The following is a 25730-nucleotide window of genomic DNA, read 5'->3' on the forward strand; positions in this document are numbered from 1 at the left end:
TTCAAGAAGTGTAACAGATTGGGCCAATTTGCCCTACCCTTCTGCCCGGTTCAACTACCCCAAACGGACTAGTTTGATTGCTGGTTTACCGCTTCATCATCAGGGTAAGGTTCATCCTGCTGCGTCTCAGGGACCGAGCGCAAGCGGTACTCTTCATCCTGCGTAGTGGCTTGTTCAGCCAGTTCAGGATTAATCTCGCGCTTAATTTCCACGCCTAAACTGCGAAACGCTTCTGCCTGTGACAGGACGTTTCCACGGCCTGAAGAGAGTTTTTTCATCGCCTGTCGGTAGTTATCCTGAGCTTTATCCAGGCTTTGGCCAATTGCCGACATATCATCCACAAACAAACGCATCTTGTCATAAAGTTTGCTGGCCCGATCGGCAATCTGTTGCGCATTACGACTCTGATGCTCGTAGCGCCACAAGTTGGCAATCGTGCGCAATGCCACCAACAACGTGGTAGGGCTAACCAGCATAATGTTATTTTTAAGTGCTTCGGTAATCAGTTCAGGCTGTCTATCGAGCGCCAGTAAAAAAGCAGGCTCAACGGGGATAAACATCAGCACATAGTCAAGTGTGCGCAGCCCAGGAAGCTGCTGATAGTCTTTGCGCCCCAGCAGACGGATATGGTTTCGTACCGAGGCGATGTGCTCCTGCAACGCGCTCTCGCGGGTGTATTCATCTTCAGCATTAAAATAGCGTTCATAGGCGACCAGCGTCATTTTCGCGTCGATCACCACATCTTTGCCCTGCGGTAACCGGACGATGACATCTGGCTGCATCCGCGAACGGGCGTCGTTCTCAATGCTGACCTGGGTTTCGTATTCATAGCCTTCGCGCAGACCGGAAGCCTCAAGCACCCGGGTGAGTACGACCTCGCCCCAGTTGCCCTGCGTTTTGTTATCGCCTTTTAATGCCCGCGTCAGGTTTACCGCTTCCTGCGCCATCTGCACGTTCAGTTGCTGCAGATTACGAATTTCGTGCGCCAGAGTATGGCGTTCTTGCGCCTCTTTACCAAAGCTATCCTGAACCTGGCGTCGAAAACCGTCCAGTTGTTCGCGAAGCGGTGTAAGCAGGCTGTTCAGGCTTTGGCGATTTTGCTCATCTACACGACGGTTGCTGTGCTCGAAAATACGGTTCGCCAGATTTTCAAATTGTTCGCTCAGACGCTGTTCGCTGTTGATCATCTGGCGGATTTTATCTTCCGCATGCTGCTGCGTCGCTTCCAGTCGGGTAGTGACTTCTCGAAGGTCAGCTTCCAGAGAGGTGTTGATGCTGTGCAGACTGCGCAATTCGTTATTGAGTAGTTCGCACTCATCGCGCCAGTGGGCTTCCTGTGAGAGCTGCTGGCGGGCGGCGCTTAGCGCAATATCCAGTTCGCGTCGTTCTTCGATGAGGTCAGCACGGATCCGATCGGCGTGCGCTTTTGTTGCTAGCCACCCCACCAGCAGCCCTGCGGCTAACGCCAGCACGGCACTCATCATAATTGAAATATCCACAACGCCCCCTTACAGCAACGACTTACCCGCACAAAATAGAATTGTGCTGTATAAACGTCCAGTTTAAAAGGAATTTCCTGCGAGGCACTACGCAAAATAAAAAGGCCGAACGCGTCGGCCTTTTTGAATAGACGGGAGAATTACAGTAAACGACGCGCAGCTTCCACCACGATTTTCACCGCGTGGCTTTCTGTTTGTTTCATCGTTTCCGCATTAGGGATCTCTTGCTGAGTACGGTTCACGATAACCCCCGCGACCATACCAGCACGCAGACCCTGGCTTGCGCACATGGTGAGCAGCGTAGCAGATTCCATTTCGTAGTTCATGACACCCATAGACTGCCACTCTTCCATTGAGCCTTTGAAACGGCTCACTACGCGACCAGAGAAGGTGTCATAACGCTCCTGGCCCGGATAGAAGGTATCAGAAGACGCGGTAACGCCTACGTGGGTGGTGGCGCCGATAGATTTCGCCGCTTCCACCAGCGCGGTGGTGCACTCGAAGTCCGCGACGGCCGGGAATTCCATTGGCGCGAAGTGCAGGCTTGCACCGTCCAGACGGACAGATGCTGTGGTGACCAGTACATCACCTACGTTGATATGTGGCTGAATGGCGCCAGTCGTACCGATACGCAGGAAGGTACGAATGCCCAGCTGTGCCAGTTCTTCTACGGCAATAGAGGTTGACGGACCGCCGATACCGGTAGAGCACACGATCACGGCTTTACCATCCAGCTCAGCACGCCAGGTAGTGAACTCGCGATGAGATGCCAGCTTAACCGGCTTATCCATCAGCGCGGCGATCTTTTCCACACGCTCCGGGTCGCCAGGGACGATAGCGAGCTGAGCCCCTTGTAAATCGTTCTTAGTGAGGCCGAGATGAAAAACATCAGACTTAGACATAAAAACTCCTCTGTGAATCGGTTTTGTCAGAAGAAGCAAAAACACACTTTACCGAAGGCATGAACATATTTTCGTGACAGTCATCACTATGATGTAAATCAATTGCATTCCATTACCATAAAATAGTGATTTGAATCACATAAATGATGCGATGTAAGGAAGCCCTGCACAAAAGATAGACCGTTTAAGGCAATGTGGTTCGTTGCATGTGTCTATAGTTAACAATGCGCTTTTTGGCTGAATATTTAAGGGTACGGAGAATACCATGACAACACGACAATCTGGCTTTGCACCTGCTGTATCTCCACCGACGTCTACCACGGTTCACACTCCGGATAACGCCATTATCGCCGGTGTAACGTCCATACCTTCACAAGGCGATGATATGCCAGCGTATCACGCACGACCAAAACAGTCCGATGGCCCGCTGCCTGTGGTCATTGTCGTGCAGGAGATTTTTGGCATTCATGAACACATTCGTGACGTTTGCCGCCGTCTGGCTCTGGAAGGGTATCTGGCTATCGCACCAGAGCTCTATTTTCGTGAAGGCGATCCCAATGACTTTGCCGATATCCCCACGTTGCTCAGCAGCCTTGTCGCCAAAGTGCCTGACTCTCAGGTATTGGCCGATCTGGATCACGTCGCCAGTTGGGCTTCTCGTAACGGAGGAGATGCCCACCAGTTGATGATCACCGGATTTTGCTGGGGTGGACGCATCACCTGGCTGTATGCAGCTCATAATCCGCAGTTAAAAGCGGCGGTAGCGTGGTATGGCAAACTGGTGGGCGATAAAACCCTCAACTCACCGAAACATCCTGTTGATATCGCGACCGATCTTAACGCCCCCGTTCTGGGACTTTATGGCGGCCAGGACACCAGTATTCCGCAAGATACAGTTGAAACAATGCGTCATGCGCTGCGTGCCGCCAATGCAAAAGCGGAAATCGTGGTCTATCCCGATGCCGGACATGCGTTTAACGCCGATTATCGTCCGAGCTATCACGAAGAGTCCGCGAAAGATGGCTGGCTGAGAATGCTGGAGTGGTTCACACAATACGGCGGGAAGAAATAAACGTTAATTGCCCGGCGGCGACTACACCTTACCAGGCCTACAACTCTTGCTATTTCCTGTAAGCCGGGTAAGCGCTTGCGCTTCCCGGCCACCGGCTCTGAATTACGCCTGACGCAGGTTCTGCGCGGCTTTGACCATGTTCGCCAGCGCGGCGCGGGTTTCCGGCCAGCCGCGCGTTTTCAGGCCGCAGTCCGGGTTGACCCACAGACGCTCGGCCGGAATACGCTGCTCGGCTTTCTTCAGCAGGGCTTCAATCCACTCCACGCTCGGGACGTTCGGCGAGTGAATATCGTATACGCCCGGCCCGATTTCGTTCGGATAGTCGAACTCTTCAAACGACTCCAGCAGCTCCATATCAGAGCGTGAAGTCTCAATGGTGATCACGTCCGCGTCCAGCGCCGCAATGGAGTCCATGATGTCGTTGAACTCGCAGTAACACATGTGGGTGTGGATCTGGGTTTCATCCTTCGCCACCGCCGCGTTAATGCGGAAGGCTTCCACGCCCCACTCCAGATACGCCGCCCAGTCGCTGCGGCGCAGTGGCAGACCTTCGCGCAGTGCCGGTTCGTCAATCTGGATGATGCCAATACCCGCCGCTTCCAGATCCGCTACCTCATCACGCAGCGCCAGCGCAATCTGCTTAGCGATGGTTTCACGCGTCACGTCTTCACGCGGGAATGACCAGCAGAGAATGGTCACCGGACCGGTCAACATGCCTTTTACCGGTTTGTCGGTCAGCGACTGGGCATACTTCGCCCACTCCACGGTGATCGCTTCCGGGCGGCTAACATCGCCAATGACCACCGGCGGCTTCACGCAGCGAGAGCCGTAGCTCTGCACCCAACCATTCTGGGTAAAGACGAATCCGTCCAGGTGCTCGCCAAAATATTCCACCATGTCGTTACGTTCGGCTTCACCGTGCACCAGCACGTCGAGCCCCAGACGTTCCTGTTCAACAATCGCCTGTTTGATATGTTCCGCGATACCGGTGCGGTAGTTACTTGCATCCAGGTTGCCCTTTTTGAAGTCCAGACGCAGGCCGCGAATTTCCGTGGTTTGCGGGAATGAGCCGATAGTGGTGGTCGGCCATGCCGGCAGATTAAAGCGGGCACGCTGCGCTTCGGCACGAACCGGGTAAGCGTTGGCACGTTGGCTGTCCTGGGCGGTGATCGCCGCCAGACGTTTTTCCACTGCGGCGTTGTGTACGCGGGTAGAGTGACGACGAGCCTGGATCGGTGCGCTCCACGCCACAATTGCCGCCGTATCACCGCTGTTCAACGCATCACGCAGCAGCGCCAGCTCGCCGCATTTTTGTAGGGCGAAGGCAAACCAGCTCTTCACTTCTGCATCAAGGCGGGTTTCCACGCTGAGATCGATTGGGCTGTGCAGCAAGGAGCAGGAAGAAGCTACCCACAGGTCTCGTTTCCCGACGATATCTTTAATTTGCGCGTATTTTTCGCTGAGATCGGCACGCCAGACGTTGCGACCGTTCACCAGCCCCGCTGACAGCAACCAGTCGGCAGGCAGACGCTTGTGCAACTCGGCCACATCATCTTTACCGTGCACGAAGTCAACGTGCAGCCCCTGCACCGGCAGCGCGGTAATGGTATCCAGGTTTGGCGTTACGCCTTCGAAGTAGGTGGTCAGTAGCAGCTTCACCTGACCCGTCAGCGCGTCATACGCCGGTTTGAAGGCGTTCAGCCAAACCTGAGGCAGCTCCAGCACCAGAGCCGGTTCATCAATCTGCACCCACTCAATACCGCGTTTCGCCAGCTCAGCCAGCACCTGCTGGTAAACCGGCAGAATATCGTTCAACAGACTCAGGCGGTCAAACTGTTCGCCCTTTACTTTCCCCAGCCACAGGTAAGTTACCGGTCCCAGCAGCACAGGTTTCACCTTGTGACCGAGCGCCAACGCTTCATCCACTTCATCCAGCAGTTGGGTCCAGGTCAGTTTGAACTGCTGACCTTTGGTGAACTCTGGCACCATGTAGTGATAGTTGGTGTTAAACCATTTGGTCATTTCTGCTGCCGCCGCGGGCTCCCCGGTTGGTGCGCGGCCACGGCCAATGCGGAATAAGGTATCGATATCGACCGAGCCGTCTTTATTTTGATGACGAGCCGGAACGTTGCCGAGCAGCAGGCTGGTGGTCAGCACGTGATCGTACCAGGCAAAATCGCCCACCGGCAGCAGGTCAACGCCCGCCTGCTTCTGCTGATCCCAGTGACGGGCACGCAGCTCGCGGCCAACGGTTAGCAAATCTTCACGGGAAGAATTTCCCGCCCAGTAGCTTTCTTGCGCTTTTTTCAGCTCGCGACGCAGGCCAACGCGAGGGAAACCGAGGGTGTGATTAAGTATTGTCATTTTTCTTCCTCTAATTATATGTAAATCCTATTGATTTTTAATTTAGGGAAGGTGGCAAGTTTATTCATCCCAGGAGCTTACTGAAGTAAGTGACCGGGGTGGAAAAATACAGCCAACGCACCATAAATTTAAAAGACGAAGGATTTTAGCCATCCAGATGTTTACACATCCATAATTGACAGTTACTGTATATTCCTCAAGCGCAATTTGTTCATGCCGAAGTGAAGGACTTTCATGATCGAGATTAAACACCTGAAAACGCTCCAGGCGTTGCGGAATAGTGGTTCGCTGGCGGCCGCAGCGGCGACGTTGCATCAGACCCAATCCGCCCTCTCTCACCAGTTCAGCGATCTGGAACAGCGCCTTGGCTTTCGACTTTTTATCCGTAAAAGCCAGCCTCTGCGCTTTACGCCGCAAGGCGAAATTTTGCTGCAGTTAGCAAATCAGGTGTTGCCGCAAATTGGTCGTGCGCTGCAGGCCTGCAACGAACCGCAGCAAACCCGGCTGCGGATCGCTATTGAATGCCACAGCTGTATCCAATGGCTGACGCCCGCGCTGGAGAATTTTCGTGCGAACTGGCCGCAGGTGGAGATGGACTTTAAATCCGGCGTGACGTTCGATCCGCAACCAGCGCTACAGCAGGATGAGCTGGATCTGGTGCTGACATCCGACATTCTGCCGCGTAGCGGACTGCACTACTCGCCGATGTTCGATTTTGAAGTCCGCCTGGTTCTGGCGCCGGACCATCCGCTGGCCAGCAAGACGCAGATCACGCCGGAGGATTTAGCCAGTGAGACGCTGCTTATTTACCCGGTGCAACGGAGTCGACTGGATGTCTGGCGGCATTTCTTGCAGCCTGCGGGCGTTAGTCCGTCGCTGAAGAGCGTGGATAACACCCTGCTGCTGATTCAGATGGTTGCAGCCAGAATGGGTATTGCAGCTTTACCGCACTGGGTGGTGGAGAGTTTTGAACGCCAGGGCCTGGTGGTGACCAAAACCCTGGGCGATGGATTGTGGAGTCGGCTGTACGCCGCCGTGCGCGATGGCGAGCAGCGACAGCCAGTCACGGAAGCGTTTATTCGCTCAGCGCGGAATCACGCCTGCGATCACCTGCCGTTTGTACGGAGTGCGGAACGACCCACTTTCGATGTACCCACAGTGAAGCCACTATCACAGCCGCACCAATGATGAAGCTTGGCCAGTGAGGCTGTTGATGCCAGATAGCCAGGTTAACCAGCAGCCCGGCCGGCACATGCATATTGTTCATGATGCCCAGCGTCCCCGCATCCACCTGGGTCGCGCCGTAGTTCCACATAAAGTAACCAATGCCGGACGCTGCCACGCCAAGAAAGACCAGAATTCCCCACTGTAGCGTGGTTGCAGGCATTTTCTGCGCATTCCCCAGCATGAACCAGGCCACGACCGCCACCATAAAGGCCCCCATGTAAAACCAGGCAAAGGCGTTGTGCTGCGGCATTGGCCGCGTTTCCATCAGACGCTTGTAGCCCACCATGCCAATGGCAAAGCTGATATTGGACAACTGCACCAGCAGCAGGCCGGTCCAGAAGTGGCTGGTCACCTGATCGTAACGAATGATCCCCGCACCAACCACCGCCAGCAACGCACTGAAGGCGTAGCTCCAGCGCAGACGACGTCCGCTCATCAGGTCATAAATCAGCGTAATGTAGAGCGGCGTCAGCACGGTAAAGAGCAGCAGTTCTGAAACCGTCAGGTACAGATAGGCGTGAAAACTCAGCATATACATAATGCCAAGCTGCATGGCGCCCACCAGCATATACAGCGCGATGGTTTTTACGCTATGTCCACGGGTACGTAAAAACGGCAGGAACACCAGCGCCGCCAGCCCAACGCGCACCAGCACCGCAAAATAGCTATCGACATGACCGGCAAGGTACTCGCCAAACAGGCTAAAGGAAAAGGCCCACAGAATTGTGGTAATGATGAGTAACGCCACAATGGATGTCTCTTAACAAAAGGTACGCCCATTGTAGCGAAGTTTTAAGTTGACATCTGGTCAACTAACGAACAAAAACATTACTGCAAAAACAGCTCACGCAGATAATGCGGCACGGCATCGTCGGCATTAAGACCAATGACTTCCAGTTCCGGATGCAGATCCTTCAGGCGCTGGTGAGCATTGCCCATAATGCAGCCTTTCCCTGCCATGGAGAGCATTTCCGCATCGTTCATTCCGTCGCCAAAAGCGATGCAATCTTTCAGGCTGTAGCCCATCGCTTTCGCTACCGCTTCCAGCGCATGACCTTTCGATACGCCGCCAGCCATGACTTCCAGGCAGGTAAGCGTAGAGAAACTGACGTTGACGCGGTCGCCCCAGCGAGCGTTAATCGCCTGTTCCAGCGGCAGCAGCCTTTCGTGAGAATCGGTGGTGAAAAACACCTTACTCACGCCTTCCGGCTCCAGTAGCGCAGGTTCAAACAGTGAATAGTTAAACACTGCTTCTTTGAAGAAGCGCATTTCGTCCGGGCGATGGCGGTTCATAAACCACTCATCATCACGATAAACGTTGGTCACGATGTCCGGGTTTGCATTCACTACGCCAAACAGGTCGCTGGCAATGTCGCGATCCAGGTTATGCGAAAACACCAGATTCCCGTCAGAATCATGCACACGCGCGCCGTTGGACGTGATCATGTAGGTTTTAATGCCGAGGTTATCGCGAATTTGCCCCACATCAACATGATGACGGCCAGTCGCAAACACAAAGTTAACGCCACGAGCGGTCAATAACTTCAGCGTCTCTTTGGCATAAGGGGACAGAGTATGGTCGGGAGAAAGCAGCGTACCGTCTAAATCAGACGCAACAACCTGATACATAAGAAAATTAAACCTCTAGGCAAAGCGGGTTCCGCTGGATGAGTTATGCTTGTCGAAAAATTCGACAATAGCGTTAAGCGCGACTGAGCGCATTGCGTCCTTTTCAAAAAGGATCTCATGGTACGCGCCTTTGATGACCAGCGGCTGCCCCCCTTCTACGGGATGACCCGCTGCGGCGCGGAGTTCACAAAAACGATCGTGCATGCGGTTATCTACCACACGCTCTTCTTCGGCCTGAATCAGCAGCGTCGGCGTCGCGTCGTCTCCTGCTCCAGCCAGAACCTGTTCGCCTGCCAGAATACCTTCACGTACCCAGTGGTAGGTGGGGCCGCCAACGCGCAGCCGTGGCTCATCCGCATAGAAGCGTAGATTGCGCCGATAGCGCTGTCGACTATGGGTTAACGCATTCATACCGAATGGCAGCGCCCGCCAGCGCCCGGTACCCATCGCATAACCTTCGCGGATCCGCGGATGCCCTTCAGCCCAGTCCAGAATGTGGCGTACCATCCAGTCGGGAAAGCGCATCACAATACCAAACATCGGCGCGCAAAGCGCGATAGCATCACACTGATTCGGGTGGCGCTGCAAGAATAACGTGGCTATCGCACCGCCCATTGAATGCGCCAGTATATAGCGCTTTCTCCACGGACCGGGTAGCACTTCCTGCTGCCAGAAGGCGGTTAAATCGTCGACATAGTCATTAAAGTTATCGACATGACCGCGATGCGGGTCCGAAAGCATACGCCCGGAACGCCCCTGGCCACGGTGATCGATAATGAGGACGTCAAAACCAGAATGAAACAGGTCATACGCCAGTTCAGCGTATTTCACGTAGCTTTCAATGCGTCCAGGACAGACGACGATGACGCGATCGTTTTTTTCTGCGTGAAAACGCACAAAATGGACGGGGATATCATCCACGCCCGTAAATTCCGCTTCTTCCCGCTGACGCCAGAAATCTGTCAGTGGCCCCATGGAAAAAGCAGCAAACGCGTTTTCTCTTGTTTCCCAGTCTTTTTGCTGCTGAAACATCGGGTATCCAGCCTCGCTGACCAAGTAAAATCGTTTTTTTCGCCGTCGCTGACACAACCTAACGGCAGTAGCGTATTGTGGCATAAAAATAGACAATCCGGGAGTTTCTCATGACCTTTGAATGGTGGTTCGCCTACCTGTTGACCTCTATTATTTTGAGCTTGTCTCCAGGCTCTGGCGCAATCAACACCATGACCACCGCCATCAGTCACGGTTATCGCGGTGCCAGCGCGTCGATTGCTGGTTTGCAGACAGGACTTGGCATTCATATCGTTCTGGTTGGCGTAGGACTGGGAACGCTATTTTCACGTTCGGTGATCGCATTTGAGGTGCTGAAGTGGGCAGGGGCGGCCTATCTGATTTGGCTGGGTATTCAGCAATGGCGGGCGGCGGGTGCTATCGATCTGAACACCATGGCGAATACGCAATCGCGCAGCCGCCTGTTTAAACGCGCTGTCTTTGTTAATCTGACCAACCCCAAGAGCATTGTTTTCCTTGCCGCCCTGTTCCCGCAGTTTATCCTGCCGCAGGAACCGCAGTTAATGCAGTACGTGGTGCTTGGCGTCACGACCATCGTGGTCGATATCATTGTGATGATCGGTTACGCGACGCTGGCCACGCGCATTGCTGGCTGGATTAAAGGGCCAAAGCAAATGAAAGCGTTAAACAAAGTGTTTGGCTCGCTGTTTATGCTGATAGGCGCCTTGTTAGCCTCGGCACGGCATGCCTGATGAAGGTGCCGGAGGCGCTTGCGCTTATCCGGCACGGAAGAAACTTAACGCGAAATAATCAGGTGGATACCGAAGCCCGCAAACAGCGCACCGGCAAAACCATCAATCCACTTCGCCAGACGCTGATAGCCACGACGCATTTTCGGCAGTGCAAACAGGCTGGCGACTACGGTAAACCACGCCAACGTTTCCACGATGATCAGGGCAAAGATCCCCCAGCGTGCGCCCGTTCCCACGTTATCGCCAACGAACAATGAGAACACGGAGCCAAAATAGATAATGGCTTTAGGGTTCGCCAGGTTGGTCAGCAGCCCCTTCAAAAAGCTGCGTCCGCTCTGCGCCAGCTCAACCTGCGGAGTGGGAGTCGCAACATCCTGTTTTTTAAACGCGCCGCGTAGCATCTGATAACCCATCCAGCACAGATACAGCCCCCCGCCCACCATAATAATGGTGTGCAGCCAGGCCATTTTTTCGATAATCAGATGTAGGCCGAGCAGCGCTACGCCAGCCCAGACCATGACGCCACAGGTAATACCCAGCACGCCCATCATAGCTTCTTTGCGCGAACGGCTAACCGCTGTTTGAGAAACAAAGAAAAAGTCGGGACCAGGGCTCATCAGCGCAACGATATGCACCAACGCAACGGTGAAAAATAGCGTTAACATAAAAATGACTCGCGGGGGAAATAGTTCAGTGAGTCACCATCCTGGCACTTTTTTGCCTGGCTGACTACTCTTCGTCGTCACCATCAACGTGCGCGCGAATAAGCGCCATAAACTCTTTGCCAAAACGCTCAAGTTTACGCATCCCCACGCCATTAACGCTCAGCATTTCGCTCGGTGAAACCGGCATCTGCTCAGCCATTTCAATCAGAGTGGCATCGTTGAACACCACATACGGCGGGATATTCTCTTCATCAGCAATGGCTTTACGCAGCTTCCGCAATTTGGCGAACAGTTTGCGATCGTAGTTGCCACCGAAGGATTTCTGCATCGCTCGCGGTTTCAGCGCCACAATACGCGGTACCGCAAGCTGTAGCGCAACATCACCACGCAGTACCGGACGCGCGGCTTCGGTTAGCTGTAACGCGGAGTGATGAGCAATATTCTGCGTCACCAGCCCAAGATGAATAAGCTGGCGGATAACGCTTACCCAATGTTCGTGGCTTTGCTCACGACCAATGCCATAGACCGGCAGCTTGTCATGGGCCAGCTCGCGAATTCGCTGGTTATTCGCTCCGCGCAGAACCTCCACGACATAACCCATACCAAAGCGTTGATTAACACGGTAGATAGTCGACAGCGCTTTGCGCGCATCCATGAGTCCGTCGTACTGTTTTGGCGGGTCGAGACAGATGTCGCAGTTACCACACGGCTCCTGACGCCCCTCGCCAAAATAGTTCAACAGCACCAGACGACGACAGGTTTGCGCCTCGGCAAACGCCCCCATCGCATTGAGCTTATGCCGTTCGATATCCAGCAGTTGCCCGGCAGGTTTCTCTTCGAGGCAACGGCGCAGCCATGCCATATCAGCCGGATCGTAAAACAGCATTGCTTCCGCAGGCAGGCCGTCACGCCCGGCGCGGCCGGTTTCCTGATAATAGGACTCGATGTTGCGCGGAATATCGAAATGCACCACGAAGCGTACGTTGGGTTTGTTGATTCCCATGCCAAACGCCACGGTCGCTACGACGATTTGCAGGTCATCACGCTGGAATTTCTCCTGCACTTCTGCACGTACAGCGTTTTCCAGCCCGGCATGATAAGCCCCGGCGCTAATGCCTCGGCTTTGCAGACGCGCGGCGGTGTCTTCTACTTTAGCGCGACTGTTACAGTAAATAATACCGGACTTACCGCGCTGCTCTTGCACGTAGCGCATCAGTTGATCGAGCGGCTTAAACTTCTCCATCAACATGTAGCGAATATTCGGGCGATCAAAGCTGCTGATCTGAATTAACGGGTCGTTGAGCCCCAGCAGACGCACAATATCCAGCCGGGTTGTCTCGTCCGCGGTCGCGGTCAGCGCGACAAACGGCAGAGTTGGGAAACGCTGACGCAACTGCCCCAGCGCGGCGTATTCCGGGCGGAAATCATGCCCCCACTGCGAAATACAGTGCGCTTCATCAACCGCCAGCAGCACCGGGTTCCAGTGCGCCAGATTTTCAAGGAAGTTATCCAGCATCAGGCGTTCGGGCGCAATGTACAGTAAGCGAATCTGCCCGCTACGACAGCCTGCCATCACCTCAAGCTGCTGCTCACGGCTTTGGGTGGAGTTCAGACACGCGGCCGCCACGCCGTTGGCAAGCAGTTGATCGACCTGATCTTTCATCAGAGAAATCAGCGGAGAAACAACAACGGTGAGGCCGTTAAGCAATAATGCGGGAATTTGATAGCACAGGGATTTTCCGCCACCGGTCGGCATAACGACCAGGCAGTCGCGACCAGCGATCACGGTATCAATGATTTCTTCCTGACCAGGGCGAAACTGTTGGTAGCCAAAGGTTTCCTGCAAAACCTGTTTAGCGCCCATTTCCAGATTCAACACTTCCGCCTGCGCCACATTAACCCCATTAGCCTGAAATAAAAACAGGCGCTATTTTCAGCGCCTGAGAGAGAAACTGCAATGATTAAAATACTCTCAATATCTGTCAGAAGATATCGTTAAGCATTACACCCACGCCAACACGGGTCTGATTGAAGTTGTAGTCAATCAGTGATTCGCCGTAGCCGCTGTAGACCTGGGTATAAAGACGCACATGCTTGGTAATGGGATAACTGGCCCCCAGCTCTGCGCCGCCGTAGCCGGTATTCCAGTTGTACTGGCCTTTCACACTGATCACCGCGTCACCCAGGTGATAACCCATTTTCAACTGATAGTAGCCCATATATTTGGTGATATCAGGGTTATCGTCAGTGCTGCCGATAACGTACCACGGCTTAACTTCCACCAGCCAGTTACCGTTTTCAGCCATCAGCCGGGTGTAAAGGCGGTTCCAGCTACGTGAGGTGGGGTCGGATCGACCATTGGAGTCATGGTTATAGCCCATTTCGACATCGCGGAGCGTCCAACCGGCAAAGCGATAGTCGGTGGCGAAACCGAGGAACAATTGCGGTTCATAGTTGGTTTCGCGAAACGGTGCAGACTCTTCACTGTTCGAAAGCTGCCACCAGGACTTCTGGGTATAGGAACCGCCGAGTACCGAGTTCGGGCCTAATATTCCGCGCCAGAGCGGAAACGCCAGGCTTAGCTGAAACTTAACCTCATCTTTGCGCGCATTTTCGGACCAGCTATAGCTGCTGATCGCCTCTTTGTTCATGTCGCTGGTATTGGTGTAGATGAGATAGTTGGTCTCATAAGGATAAAGCGTGAAAGGGTTGTCATGCTCCTGCAGCATGTTGGCGATGATACTGCCGCGAACCGCCGGTGCATCATGAATCTCTTTCACTGTCGCTTCCTGCGCATACGCGGTCAACGGCAGCATGACTGCTGGTAGTAACCATCCCAGAATCGCCCGCATCGGTAATGTTCTCCTGAACCAAAATATTGATGAATTGTATAATTATCTGGCAAGTATTCTACATACTTAGCGAGTTCCTCGTTAGTTATCCCGTCCTAAAGTAGAAAACAACAAATAATAAGCATAATATCAACATTTCATTAACCATTGAGATGTAGGGATCGTATGTCTGCCGTACTTACTGCTGAGGAAGCGCTGAAGTTAGTGGGTGAAATGTTTGTCTATCATATGCCGTTTAACCGGGCGCTGGGTCTGGAGCTTGAACGCTATGAGAAAGAATTTGCTCAATTAGCCTTTAATAATCAACCGATGATGGTCGGCAACTGGGCGCAAAGCATTCTGCATGGCGGCGTGATCGCGTCGGCGCTGGACGTTGCCGCCGGGCTGGTGTGCGTTGGCAGTACGCTGACCCGCCATGAGACGATCAGCGAGGACGAACTGCGTCAGCGAATGTCACGTATGGGGACAATCGATTTGCGCGTTGATTACCTGCGCCCGGGGAGAGGAAATCGCTTTACCGCCACCAGTAGCCTGCTGCGGGCGGGGAATAAAGTCGCCGTTGCGCGCGTGGAACTGCATAACGAAGAACAGCTTTATATTGCCAGCGCAACCGCCACTTATATGGTGGGGTAAGTGCTCAAAAAAAGGTAAACTGCTGTTACATTTCTGAAATGAGTTTTCCCGATGGATGCTAAACAAACGCGGCAGGGCGTGTTACTCGCTCTTGCTGCTTATTTTATTTGGGGTATCGCTCCTGCCTACTTCAAGCTGATTTACTATGTCCCGGCGGATGAGATCCTGACGCATCGCGTCATCTGGTCATTTTTCTTTATGGTGGTACTGATGAGCATCAGCCGCCAGTGGTCGGGCATCAAAACGCTGCTACAAACGCCAAAGAAGATCTTCCTGCTGGCGCTCTCTGCAGTGCTCATCGGTGGAAACTGGCTGCTGTTCATTTGGGCGGTCAATAATCATCATATGCTGGAAGCCAGCCTGGGCTATTTTATTAACCCGCTGGTGAATATTGTGCTGGGAATGCTTTTCCTCGGCGAGCGCTTTCGTCGCATGCAGTGGCTGGCGGTACTGTTAGCCGCCTGCGGCGTACTGGTACAGCTGTGGACCTTCGGATCGCTGCCAATCATCGCGTTGGGCCTGGCGTTCAGTTTTGCTTTCTATGGTCTGGTACGCAAGAAGATTGCCGTCGAAGCACAAACCGGCATGCTGATCGAAACCCTGTGGCTTTTACCTGTTGCGGCCATCTATCTGTTTGGCATTGCGGACAGCCCAACCAGCCATATGGGGCAAAACCCCATGTCGCTCAATCTGCTGCTGATTGCTGCAGGTGTCGTGACCACCATTCCGCTGCTGTGTTTTACCGGCGCGGCGACCCGCCTGCGTCTGTCCACGCTGGGTTTCTTCCAGTATATCGGACCCACGCTAATGTTCCTGCTGGCCGTCACTTTCTACGGTGAAGTTCCGGGAGCGGATAAAATGGTCACGTTTGCGTTTATCTGGGTGGCGCTGGCAGTTTTCGTGATGGATGCGATTTATACGCAACGACGGGTACGTCGGAGCTGAAGAAGTGCCGGATAAGGCGTAACCGCCATCCGGCACAGCCATTACAGCCAGTTCTTGCGCTTAAAGTACAGATACGGTGCCAGACCCGCGAGCATCATAAAGACAATCGCCCCTGGGTAACCGAAGCTCCAGTGCAGTTCCGGCATGAACTCAAAGTTCATCCCGTAGCTGGAAGCCACCAGCGTCGGCGGCAGGAACACCACAGAGACCACCGAGAAGATCTTGATGATGCGGTTCTGCTCGATATTGATAAAGCCCATCGCCGCCTGCATCAGGAAGTTAACCTTCTGGAACAGTGATTCGTTGTGCGGCAGCAGGGATTCGATATCGCGCAGAATCTCGCGCGCCTGTTCCAGCTGACTCCCCGGCAAACGCGCTTTACGCACCAGGAAGTTCAGTGCGCGCTGGGTATCCATCAGACACAGGCGGACCTTCCAGCCGATATCTTCCAGTTCCGCCAGCGTCGAAAGCGCTTCGTCATATTCATCACCCTGACGCCCTTCCATGATCACACGGCTGAGTTTTTCCAGGTCGCTGTAGATATTTTCGATCTCATCCGCCAACTGTTCAATTTTAGTTTCAAACAGGTCGAGCAGCAGCTCGTAGGCATTGCCATCCACCATCGCCTGATTACGCGCACGCATGCGGTACAGGCGAAATGCCGGCAGCTCGCGCTCGCGCAGAGTAAACAGGCGACCTTCGCGAATGGTAAATGCGACGGTTGAGTTACCCGCGTGATCGTCGGCATCTTCATAGAAGAAGAAGGAGTGAATGTGCAGACCGTCTTCGTCTTCAAAAAAACGCGCAGATGCTTCGATGTCTTCCAGTTCAGGGCGCGTAGCCAGATTCTGGCCCAAGTCCTTTTGCACACGGTTTCGTTCTTCGTCATCCGGCTCGACTAAATCGACCCAAACCGAACTGGCCAGGTGCTCGATCTCGTCTGCCTCAAGGCGAGTTAAACGATTGTTTTCCAGTTGAAATGCGCTCAGCATGACCGGGACTCCCAATGCAAAAAATTATCGGACAGTTCGGAGGGCACACAGAAACAAATTGGGTTTCAGACCATTAAACAGCCTGACTCAGCGCGACGGGAAAAAACAGAAGGTCGCTGACAACCGCGAAGGCTATCAGCAAAAAGGGATAGCCTTAGGAGTTGATCCTGGATGACAGGATAATGAGCCAGTATCTACTGGGTGTGTCCAAGGCGAATGTCCTCTTAGCGTAATCGTGCGCGCATGTTACGCCAGCAAAATTTTGACGTCAACACGCAACGGATGGCGAAAAAGTAATAATTTCCCCTTATACAGAAAGGTTAGCAGAGGGGAATTATTTATCTATGATTTCAGAATATTAACCGACAGATAGCGGGATGGCGGCTTCGCCTTGTCCGGCCTGGAAATCAAAATGTTACCCGGTCTGTAGGCCGGATAAGACGCGCCAGCGTCGCCATCCGGCAAAGCCAAACCGATCAAACCGTTTCCAGTCTGGCGTAGGCTGCCACCAGCCATTTGATCCCTTGCCCCTGGAACGCGACCTGCAAACGACTATGCTCACCGCTTCCTTCCAGATTGACGATGGTGCCCTCACCAAACTTAGCGTGGCGCACGCGCTGGCCGAGCTTGTAGCCGGTATCATTTTCCGCCATTGGCGTGCCCATCCGCTGATGGCTCACCGGACGGCTAACCGTGGCGCGCAGGCGAACCTCTTCAACGCACGCTTCCGGCAGTTCGCCGATAAAGCGCGACGGACGGTGGTAAACCTCTTTGCCGTACAGACGACGCGTTTCGGCGTAGGTCAGCGTCAGCTTTTGCATCGCGCGGGTCACGCCTACGTAAGCCAGGCGGCGCTCTTCTTCGAGGCGCCCACCTTCGTCCAGCGACATCTGGCTGGGGAACATGCCTTCTTCCATACCCACGATAAATACCTGCGGGAACTCCAGACCTTTCGCCGAGTGCAGCGTCATCAATTGTACCGCATCCTGCCAGGTATCCGCCTGCCCTTCGCCTGCTTCCAGCGCGGCGTGTGACAGGAACGCCTGTAGCGGCATTAAGTCTTCGTCTTCTTCGTTGTAGCTGAACTGGCGCGTTGCCGTCACCAGTTCGTCTAAGTTTTCGATACGCGTCTGACCCTTCTCGCCTTTTTCCTGCTCGTACATCATGCGCAGGCCGGAGTCTTTAATCACCCGGTCAGTCTGCACGTGCAGCGGCATATCGGCGGTCTCCTGCGCCAGCGCATCGATCAGCTCCATAAAACGCTGTAAGGCGCTGGCGGCGCGACCCGCGAGGGCTTTTTCCTGCAACAGCTCACGACAGGCCTGCCACAACGTAAGCTGGCGGTCACGGGAGGTCTGACGCACGACATCTAATGTACGATCGCCAATCCCGCGGGTTGGCGTATTCACCACGCGTTCGAATGCAGCGTCGTCATTGCGGTTAGCGATCAGGCGCAGGTAAGAGAGCGCATCTTTGATTTCCTGGCGTTCGAAGAAGCGCATCCCACCATAGATACGGTACGGCATGCTGGCTTGTAACAACGCCTCTTCCAGCACGCGCGACTGGGCGTTGCTGCGATAAAGAATGGCGCACTGTTCCAGCGCACCGCCGTTGTCCTGCCAGGTTTTGATACGATTGACCACAAAACGCGCTTCATCGAGTTCGTTGAACGCGCAGTACAGTGAGATTGGTTCGCCGTCGACGCCATCGGTCCACAGCTTTTTACCCAAACGCCCGTTGTTGTTTTCAATCAGGGCGTTGGCCGCGCTGAGGATGTTGTTGGTCGAGCGGTAGTTCTGCTCCAGGCGAATGGTTTCTGCGCCCGGGAAATCCGTGAGGAAGCGCTGGATGTTTTCCACCTGCGCCCCGCGCCAGCCGTAGATCGACTGGTCATCATCGCCAACGATCATCACTTTGCCGGTATCGCCCGCCAGCAGGCGGATCCAGGCGTACTGAATGTTGTTGGTATCCTGGAATTCGTCCACCAGGATATTGGTAAAGCGTTCGCGGTAGTGCTGCAGGATATGCGGCTTGTTGAGCCACAGTTCATGGGCGCGCAGCAACAGCTCGGCGAAATCCACCAGCCCCGCGCGATCACACGCTTCCTGATAGGCCTGATACACCTTTTGCCAGGTTTGCTCAACCGGGTTGCCATAGCTCTGCAGATGGTGCGGGCGCAGCCCTTCGTCTTTCTGGCTATTGATAAACCACATCGCCTGACGCGGCGGCCACTGCTTCTCATCAAGATTCATCGCCTTGATCAAACGCTTGAGCAAACGCAATTGGTCTTCACTGTCGAGGATCTGGAAATCCTGCGGCAGGTTCGCATCCATATGGTGCGCGCGCAGCAGACGGTGCGCCAGACCGTGGAATGTACCCACCCACATACCGCCCTGGCTGGTTCCCATGATCTGGCCAATACGGTGGCGCATTTCCGCCGCTGCTTTGTTGGTAAAGGTCACCGCCATAATGGAGTATGGCGAATTGTTCTCTACCGTCAGTAACCAGGCGATACGGTGCACCAGCACGCGAGTTTTACCACTCCCCGCGCCGGCCAAAACCAGCATGTTGCTGCGTGGCGCGGCCACCGCTTCACGCTGTTTATCATTAAGGCTGTCGAGCAGGTAAGAAACGTCCATTGGCACCGCCGCGTAAAAGTAGGTAAGGCGGATAAGCGTAGCGCCATCCGCCAAAAAGCTGGGTATATATACAGAGTTCTGCTGGTGATTATATCAGCGAGGTCAGAGATGCCAACTGTGAAATTTCGATATGCGGCAGCAAACGGCTGTCTGCGGTTTGCATCAGGTCGGCATTTTCCGGTTTGATCCAGCAGGCCTGCATACCGCAACGGATGGCCCCCGCCACGTCTGTCGTCAGGTCATCGCCCACATGCAGAATCTCAGCCACAGGCATTTTCAGTTTATCCGCCGCCAGCGCATACATGTCGCTGAACGGTTTTGATCGCCCGTCGGGACCGGCGCGCAGCACAAACTCAAAGTAATCGCCCAGGCCGAACAGTTCTGGCTGCGCGTTACCGTTGGTGATCGCCACCAGCGGCCATTTGCGGGCCAGCGCCTTCAGCGTGTCATGCGTCGCCTGCGGGACGTCAATGCGGCTACGCCATTTGGCGAAATTCATCATCGCCGCATTTGCCCCCATTCTGGCTTCTGCTTCTGACAATCCCGCCTCCAGCATAGCGCGCTCTACGGCGCGGTGACGCCATTGGGTAACGTCGTGGTAGATTTCCGGCTCAGCGTCGCGAACGGCCTGACGTAAGCGCTGTAGGTCGCTATTTTGCAGCGAATTCAACGCCGGATGGTAATTCTGTACAAACGCGAGCGCTTCCTGCTCGGTGCGTGTGATAACGGGACGGTTATCGTAAAGGGTGTCATCAAGGTCAAAGGTGAGCGCAGAAATGCGCCCCAAAGGCCGGTAAAAACGCATTATTTCCCCCGTTTGGCGCGCGGATGCGCCGCATCGTACACTGAAGCCAGGTGTTGAAAATCAAGATGGGTATAGATTTGGGTAGTGGAGAGATTAGCATGCCCCAATAACTCCTGTACCCCGCGCAGATCGCCGCTCGACTCCAGCATATGCGTCGCAAAAGAGTGGCGCAATTTGTGGGGATGTACGTGGCTGTTCAGCCCCTGTTTGATCCCCCATTCCGCAAAGCGTTTTTGCACATTACGCGCAGAAATGCGTTTGCCCAGTTTTGACAGGAATAACGCATCGTCATCGCTGCCAAATAGCCCCCGCAGGTCCAGCCAGTGCTCAATCCACGCCACTGCATTGCGGCCAATTGGCAGGCGACGTTCTTTACTGCCCTTCCCCATCACCCATACTTCGCCGGTGTCGAGATCGAGATGTTTAATATCCAGCCCAACCAGTTCAGACAAACGCAGCCCTGCGCCGTACATCACTTCTAACATTGCCCGGTCGCGCACGGCGAGGGGATCGTTGAGGTCGATATCCAGCAGACGATTAACGTCGTCGACATCGATATTTTTAGGTAGATGACGCGGTGCTTTCGGCGCGGAAACACTTTTTGCGGGATTGGCTTTCAGCTCGCCCTGATTAACCAGCCAGTCAAAGAAACTGCGCAATGCGGAGAGACGCAGCGCCAGGCTCGCCGGCCCCAGCCCTTTACGACGGCTGCGCACGGCAAAACTGCGTACCATCGAAGCGTCACATTGTTGCCAGCTTTGCAGACCGGTCTCTCCGGCTAACGCAATGATGGCATCAAGCTGACGCTGATAATTCAGCAATGTGATCGGGCTAAGCTGCCGCTCAACGCCCAGATAGCGTAAAAAGCGCGCCACATCCTGAGAAAGGGGTGAATCGGTCATACGCGTTCAATCCAGCGCTCCAGCAGCTCCGGCAACATCAGCGAGATTTCCTGCAGTAATTGCGTACCTTGCCCCTGCTGGTAATGATTAACGTCGCGACTGCTGAACAGCATCACGCCCAGGGATCCATCTTGCCCCAACATCGACATCGCCACCGAGCCTATTGCTTTCGCTTCGGGCATCATGACCAGAAGTTCCGGGCCATTGAGCGGTCCAAGATAGTGCAGTGACTGGCCCAGACGCTGAATACGCAGCGGTTCAAAAGCCTGACGGCTTAATGCCAGATGAGTGAATTTTGATGGCGCACCAAGTCGCCAGCGATCCGGGAACAGACGAACCGTCGCCCCAGCCAGCCCTAACTCACGCGCCCAGCGATGAAATCGCATCAGCATGTCGTCAAGACTGCTGGCCGATACCAGCCGTGCTTGCAGATTTAACAGACGATAGAACAGGCTTTCATTGGCGTTGGCTTGTTCCATCAACAACGCCATATTCTCTTCCAGCACGTTAATATGATTACGTGCCCGCGCCATATGCCATTCCACTAAAGAGACCGTGCCCCGCACCGGGTGTGGAACACGCATCGCTTCAACTGCCTGGGCATTACGGATAAAAAACTCAGGATTACGTTGCAGGTAATCGACGACCGCCCGGTCGTCCAGCTCCATGAGCGTTTCCTGTAGTTCTTCCCCTGGTTGCTTCATAAGTGAATAAATCCGTCGTAGACATGTGCCGCCGGGCCAGTCATATACAGCGGATGACCCGGACCTTTCCAGGCGATATCAAGTCGACCGCCCGGTAATTCCACCCTCACTTCTTCTGCCAGCAGGCCCTGCTGGATACCAACCGCAACAGCGGCGCACGCACCGCTGCCGCAGGCCTGCGTTTCACCCGCGCCGCGCTCATAGACGCGCAGCCGGATATGCTCGCGCTTTACCACCTGCATAAATCCGATATTGGCGCGTTCAGGAAAGCGTTCGTGACTTTCCAGAACCGGCCCCAACGTTTCTACCGTGGCCGTATCAACATCATCAACCTGAATTACGCAGTGCGGGTTCCCCATTGAAACCACGCCGCACAATACTGTCTGTTCAGCCACGCGCATAATATAGGTCTTCTCTGCTTTGTTGGCGCGAAACGGAACCTGCGCGGGTTCAAAATTGGGTTCACCCATATTCACCCGTACCAGCTCGTCGTCGGTTACGGTTAATACCATACGACCATTAGCGGTACTGACGCGAATATCACGCTTATTGGTCAGCCCTTTCAGGCGAACAAAGCGGGCAAAACAGCGGGCGCCATTGCCACACTGTGACACTTCACTACCGTCGGCATTAAAAATACGGTAGTGGAAATCCAGCTCCGGATCATACGGAGGTTCAACCACCAGCAGTTGATCAAATCCAACGCCGAGATGCCTGTCGGACAGGCGGCGGATCAGCTCTGGTGAGAAAAAGACATTCTGCGTTACCGCGTCGACGACCATAAAATCGTTGCCAAGGCCATGCATTTTAGAGAATTGCATCATTCACTCCGTTCACGCGGGTACAGAAATATACATCTATTCCTGCCGTCAGTAATTCACCTGGGAAGGTCCGTCACTAATCCCACGATCGTTTTTCTCTGGCGTGGTGGATTGCGATTGCGGCTGAACGCTCTTGGTCGGAGGCGGCGCGGTTTTATCTGCTGGCGGGAAATAGAGCGGGCCTTTTAGCCCACAGCCCGTCAGGCTGAACAGAGTAAAAATGACAGCGAGTGGCTTTAACACGTTTTTCATTATCGATTGCCTGTAAAGTTCATGCTTTCTGTTTTCTATCATCGCAGGAGAAGGCGTAAAAGCAAGAGTTAGCCTGTAATCTGCAACGCGTTTTGTTTCAGGTTATACTGCCGTCATCACGAAAAACAGGATAAGAAAATGAACGACAGTGAATTTCATCGCCTTGCTGACACCCTGTGGATGACCATTGAAGAGCGTCTGGATGACTGGGACGGCGACAGCGATATCGATTGTGAGATCAACGGCGGCGTGCTGACCATCAGCTTCGAAAACGGCAGCAAAATTATTATTAACCGTCAGGAGCCGCTGCATCAGGTGTGGCTGGCGACCAAACAGGGCGGCTACCACTTTGACCTGAAAGGCGACGAGTGGATCTGCGATCGTAGCGGCGAAACGTTCTGGGATCTGCTAGAACAGGCGGCGACACAGCAGGCGGGTGAAGAGGTGAGCTTCCGTTAAGTTTTATTGCCGGATACGCTTCGCTTATCCGGCATCATGCTCACGAGAAATACTGCTGTAACTGCGGAGTGTCGTTTTCCTGACTGACGGGCGGCACGGCGCTAATCGGCTGGGTACGGAACGGGATCACCTGCGCGCGCCCGTCGGTTTTCACAATCTGATAGAACTGCGGCAGGTTAAAGTTGATGAAGCTGGAGCCGTAGGTAAAGCGATCGTGCGACGACGAGTAGAAACGGCTGACATCGCGTACCAGCTCCTCTTTGCTGCCTTCGCAGTGGTGATACACCTCAGCCCGATTACTCTCATCCAGAATGTAGATATTAAAGCCCTGCTCATCACCCGTTTCTTCGAAAAAGAACTGAATGATCCCTTCGCTGGCAAAACCGTCAACCACTGACGGGAGTTTCACATGATTGGTCTCAACCTGAACGGAAAGCCCGTGCAGTTTGTTATGTGAAATCGCGCCATAAAATTCAATCGCGTTTTCCAGCTTCTGTACCGAAACGTTCAGGCGCTCGAAGAACAGACCCCACGTCTGACCAGAAACGCGCAGCGCTTTGAAGCGTCCGGTTTCCTGACGGGTGCTGGAGAGGCGCAACTCGATGCACTCAGACACCAGTTGCTGCACGCGGGTGCGAATTAAACCGCGCAGATGCTGGCTATAGCAGAAAACCTCGACGCTATCCGGCGGCGCGGCATCCTGGTGCATTTTGCCCAGAATCGTTTTTAACGCTTCAATCATCGCCTGCTCACCGTTGAAGTGCAGCGTACGCACTTCATTCCACGAGTTGCGGTACAGCAGGTCGACGCTACCCACCAGGCAATTTTGTTCTTCACCAAAGCTGAAGACGTCCAGCTTACGGAAATCAAAATGTACCACCTGATTGCGAAATGCTGCCGTCGGGTCATATTCAAGGTTAACGATAATCGCCAGGTGGCGAATCTCGCATGGGCTATAGAGCGCTTTCGGCGTTGGCGCTGGCAGTCGCAGCGGGAAGTGGTGCGACACGTCGGCGACCATTTCTTGCAGCTTCGGCAAATCAACAATGCCGTTGCCCTTAATAAATAAATGCGTACGCGAGGTCAGCAGGCCGTTGAACCAGGCCCACGCCACCAGTTTATTGAGGTAGCGGTTATATTCCAGCGGCTGATGGCTGATGATCGAGTCCATGTTAGGCGCGCGGTTATAGAGATACCAACCCGAACGGTTGGCACGGCCCGGCGGCACATGGATAAAGGTCAGATTCGGTTCCGAGAGATCCGGAGATATCTGCGGGTTCACCAGCGTTACTTTACCTGGTAATGCTTCAAACGCGGCATACAGTTTACGGGTCAGCACGCCGATATCCTGCGGGCTGGCGCTCACGCTGAGGTTATTTCGGCGGGCAAAACGGATCAGGTTACGATAGCTCTGCATCATCGCATCGAGCAGTTCGTTATGCGCTTCGCGTACCTGGTCAATCTTCCAGTTAGCGCGGTTATCCAGCATAGTCAGACGGGCGTCATCCCAGCCCCACTCTTTCACTAACTGACTTAATACTTCACGACGCCAGCCCACGCAGGCGCGCTCGCGGCTCAGTTTCTCACACACTTTTAAGTAGAAACATCGACGCACTAAATCCAGACGAGTCGGGTCTTCGATCGCCGTGAGGTACTCGGTAACGCGCTCCAGCATCATGCAGTAAGGGTCGAGACCAAAAGAGACGATCTCACCATCGTGCAGGCGCTGTTTAATATCTTTCGCCAACAGGCGTGGATTGGGGTATTCCCAGGAATAAGCTTCCAGCAGCAGCGTTTTCAATACCGCTTTGTACGGGGAGTCGATACTCTTGTACAGCTGCCAGAGGCTGGCGCCAAAGTACTCTTCGGCGGAGAGCGAACTGAGTCCGCCGAGATCCAGCCATTCGTTTGGCGTTAACACCCCCTGTGCGTAAAGCGTCATGACGTAATCGTCGTAATGCTCTTCTTCGTCGCCCGGCACCATATTCCACAGAATACGCTTACCCGCGAGACGCACAGCGGTGCGATAGAATTCATCAAGCAACAGGATATGCTGCGTCGAGCCACAGTCTTCACCACCCAAACTGCCGCTTTCATTGTGGCGGAAACGGTTTTCATCAATCAGGAAGAAGCTGACTTCCACGCCCAGCGAGGCGGCCCAGCTTTCCAGCAGGCTACATTTACGCTGCAGCAGTTGGCGCTCTTCGCTATCCAGCCAGGATTGATGGCAGACCCAAATATCAAGGTCAGAGGAACAGCTTTGCCCTACCGAAGAGGTGCTGCCCATTGAGTAAACGCCGGTGATAGGCAGTTCGCCCTTGGGAGGATCCTGCGGTGACATACCGCGGTACAGTTCCAGTTCGTTCAGGTAGTGGCGTTGGGTTTCATCAGGCGTGTAAAGGCATATGCCTTTGGGAACGTTACCATCAAGGTAACCCGGCATCAGCGGATGGTGGTAGTGCAATAATGTCGGCAGCAGACTGTATACCTGCTGGAAGGCAGGTCCCATGGCAGCAAGCGCGCGATCCACACGCAGTTGATTTATGGCATCCAGTCTCTGTTTCAGAGTCTCAATATAGAGGTACAAGACGTATCGCCTGATGTT

24 protein-coding genes are annotated in these 25730 nt (G+C 54.2%); 6 read left to right on the forward strand and 18 right to left on the reverse strand.

Going from position 1 to position 25730, the window contains the following annotated elements; genetic code table 11:
* Positions 1–68: 68 nt before the first annotated feature.
* Both rmuC and udp read right to left on the reverse strand, forming a co-directional pair.
* A complete protein-coding gene (gene rmuC / locus HV334_RS24405; RefSeq protein ID WP_152607526.1) occupies positions 69–1499 on the reverse strand; it encodes a DNA recombination protein RmuC in 1431 nt (476 codons plus the stop codon).
* A 140-nt stretch (positions 1500–1639) separates the two neighbouring features.
* On the reverse strand, positions 1640–2401 hold the full coding sequence (gene udp, locus HV334_RS24410) for a uridine phosphorylase (protein ID WP_006686084.1): 762 nt from the start codon (positions 2399–2401) through the stop codon (positions 1640–1642).
* A gap of 265 nt (positions 2402–2666) precedes the next feature.
* Here udp and HV334_RS24415 point away from each other — a divergent pair, with 265 nt between their 5' ends.
* Entirely contained in the window at positions 2667–3473 is an 807-nt protein-coding gene (locus HV334_RS24415; protein ID WP_181221000.1) for a dienelactone hydrolase family protein, read from the forward strand.
* A 102-nt stretch (positions 3474–3575) separates the two neighbouring features.
* On the opposite strand, the gene metE is transcribed toward HV334_RS24415, so the two are convergent.
* Positions 3576–5837 carry a 5-methyltetrahydropteroyltriglutamate--homocysteine S-methyltransferase gene (gene metE / locus HV334_RS24420; RefSeq protein WP_131380406.1) on the reverse strand — a complete coding sequence of 754 codons (2262 nt, stop codon included), beginning with the start codon at positions 5835–5837 and terminating at the stop codon, positions 3576–3578.
* A 234-nt stretch (positions 5838–6071) separates the two neighbouring features.
* Here metE and metR point away from each other — a divergent pair, with 234 nt between their 5' ends.
* Positions 6072–7025 carry an HTH-type transcriptional regulator MetR gene (gene metR / locus HV334_RS24425; RefSeq protein ID WP_003017908.1) on the forward strand — a complete coding sequence of 318 codons (954 nt, stop codon included), beginning with the start codon at positions 6072–6074 and terminating at the stop codon, positions 7023–7025.
* Here metR and HV334_RS24430 read toward each other — a convergent pair.
* The 3 genes from HV334_RS24430 to pldB all read right to left on the reverse strand — a co-directional run bounded on the left by HV334_RS24430 (position 6913) and on the right by pldB (position 9725).
* Entirely contained in the window at positions 6913–7812 is a 900-nt protein-coding gene (locus tag HV334_RS24430) for a carboxylate/amino acid/amine transporter (protein ID WP_047358745.1), read from the reverse strand. The genes metR and HV334_RS24430 overlap by 113 nt on opposite strands.
* An 80-nt stretch (positions 7813–7892) precedes the next feature.
* Positions 7893–8693, reverse strand: a complete 801-nt coding sequence (gene yigL / locus HV334_RS24435; RefSeq protein WP_008787091.1) for a sugar/pyridoxal phosphate phosphatase YigL — start codon at positions 8691–8693, stop codon at positions 7893–7895.
* A 15-nt stretch (positions 8694–8708) separates the two neighbouring features.
* A complete protein-coding gene (gene pldB / locus HV334_RS24440; protein ID WP_003017911.1) occupies positions 8709–9725 on the reverse strand; it encodes a lysophospholipase L2 in 1017 nt (338 codons plus the stop codon).
* Positions 9726–9835: 110 nt separating this feature from the next.
* Here pldB and rhtB point away from each other — a divergent pair, with 110 nt between their 5' ends.
* The gene (rhtB, locus tag HV334_RS24445) at positions 9836–10456 is read left to right on the forward strand and encodes a homoserine/homoserine lactone efflux protein (protein ID WP_003828938.1); all 621 of its coding nucleotides are present in this window, start codon (positions 9836–9838) and stop codon (positions 10454–10456) included.
* A 44-nt stretch (positions 10457–10500) separates the two neighbouring features.
* On the opposite strand, the gene rhtC is transcribed toward rhtB, so the two are convergent.
* From rhtC to pldA, 3 genes are all read right to left on the reverse strand, one after another.
* Positions 10501–11121: a threonine export protein RhtC gene (rhtC, locus tag HV334_RS24450; protein ID WP_016155134.1), complete on the reverse strand. Its 621-nt coding sequence runs from the start codon at positions 11119–11121 to the stop codon at positions 10501–10503.
* A 64-nt stretch (positions 11122–11185) separates the two neighbouring features.
* A complete protein-coding gene (recQ, locus tag HV334_RS24455) occupies positions 11186–13015 on the reverse strand; it encodes an ATP-dependent DNA helicase RecQ (RefSeq protein ID WP_019078429.1) in 1830 nt (609 codons plus the stop codon).
* An 88-nt stretch (positions 13016–13103) separates the two neighbouring features.
* Entirely contained in the window at positions 13104–13973 is an 870-nt protein-coding gene (gene pldA / locus HV334_RS24460) for a phospholipase A (protein ID WP_016157849.1), read from the reverse strand.
* Positions 13974–14138: 165 nt separating this feature from the next.
* Here pldA and yigI point away from each other — a divergent pair, with 165 nt between their 5' ends.
* Together yigI and rarD are read left to right on the forward strand one after the other, a co-directional pair.
* Positions 14139–14606: an acyl-CoA thioesterase YigI gene (gene yigI, locus HV334_RS24465; protein WP_003017917.1), complete on the forward strand. Its 468-nt coding sequence runs from the start codon at positions 14139–14141 to the stop codon at positions 14604–14606.
* A 51-nt stretch (positions 14607–14657) separates the two neighbouring features.
* Positions 14658–15551 (forward strand): EamA family transporter RarD, encoded by an 894-nt coding sequence (rarD, locus tag HV334_RS24470; RefSeq protein ID WP_016155131.1) that lies wholly within the window; start codon positions 14658–14660, stop codon positions 15549–15551.
* A gap of 41 nt (positions 15552–15592) precedes the next feature.
* Here the strand turns inward: rarD and corA are convergent, their stop codons facing one another.
* The 8 genes from corA to HV334_RS24505 all read right to left on the reverse strand — a co-directional run bounded on the left by corA (position 15593) and on the right by HV334_RS24505 (position 22666).
* Entirely contained in the window at positions 15593–16543 is a 951-nt protein-coding gene (corA, locus tag HV334_RS24475; RefSeq protein WP_003017920.1) for a magnesium/cobalt transporter CorA, read from the reverse strand.
* A gap of 154 nt (positions 16544–16697) precedes the next feature.
* The gene (gene ysgD, locus HV334_RS25190; RefSeq protein WP_212723238.1) at positions 16698–16754 is read right to left on the reverse strand and encodes a YsgD/CorL family protein; all 57 of its coding nucleotides are present in this window, start codon (positions 16752–16754) and stop codon (positions 16698–16700) included.
* Positions 16755–17019: 265 nt separating this feature from the next.
* On the reverse strand, positions 17020–19182 hold the full coding sequence (gene uvrD / locus HV334_RS24480) for a DNA helicase II (protein ID WP_003828957.1): 2163 nt from the start codon (positions 19180–19182) through the stop codon (positions 17020–17022).
* 88 nt (positions 19183–19270) lie between these two features.
* Positions 19271–19987, reverse strand: coding sequence for a 5-amino-6-(5-phospho-D-ribitylamino)uracil phosphatase YigB (gene yigB, locus HV334_RS24485; RefSeq protein WP_016155129.1), 717 nt, complete (start codon positions 19985–19987; stop codon positions 19271–19273).
* A complete protein-coding gene (xerC, locus tag HV334_RS24490; protein WP_046274891.1) occupies positions 19987–20889 on the reverse strand; it encodes a tyrosine recombinase XerC in 903 nt (300 codons plus the stop codon). The genes yigB and xerC overlap by 1 nt, the downstream gene beginning before the upstream one ends.
* Positions 20886–21593: a DUF484 domain-containing protein gene (locus tag HV334_RS24495; RefSeq protein WP_047358746.1), complete on the reverse strand. Its 708-nt coding sequence runs from the start codon at positions 21591–21593 to the stop codon at positions 20886–20888. The genes xerC and HV334_RS24495 overlap by 4 nt, the downstream gene beginning before the upstream one ends.
* Entirely contained in the window at positions 21590–22414 is an 825-nt protein-coding gene (gene dapF / locus HV334_RS24500; protein ID WP_016155126.1) for a diaminopimelate epimerase, read from the reverse strand. The genes HV334_RS24495 and dapF overlap by 4 nt, the downstream gene beginning before the upstream one ends.
* Before the next feature lie 48 nt (positions 22415–22462).
* Positions 22463–22666 (reverse strand): lipoprotein, encoded by a 204-nt coding sequence (locus HV334_RS24505; protein WP_003017937.1) that lies wholly within the window; start codon positions 22664–22666, stop codon positions 22463–22465.
* A 138-nt stretch (positions 22667–22804) separates the two neighbouring features.
* On the opposite strand from HV334_RS24505, the gene cyaY reads away from it, so the two are divergent.
* Positions 22805–23125, forward strand: a complete 321-nt coding sequence (cyaY, locus tag HV334_RS24510; protein WP_003828967.1) for an iron donor protein CyaY — start codon at positions 22805–22807, stop codon at positions 23123–23125.
* 40 nt (positions 23126–23165) lie between these two features.
* Here the strand turns inward: cyaY and cyaA are convergent, their stop codons facing one another.
* Positions 23166–25712 (reverse strand): class I adenylate cyclase, encoded by a 2547-nt coding sequence (gene cyaA, locus HV334_RS24515; RefSeq protein WP_047499563.1) that lies wholly within the window; start codon positions 25710–25712, stop codon positions 23166–23168.
* Positions 25713–25730 lie beyond the last annotated feature (18 nt).

The organism is Citrobacter sp. RHBSTW-00944, from assembly GCF_013615435.1.
Classification (GTDB): Bacteria; Pseudomonadota; Gammaproteobacteria; order Enterobacterales; family Enterobacteriaceae; genus Citrobacter; species Citrobacter braakii.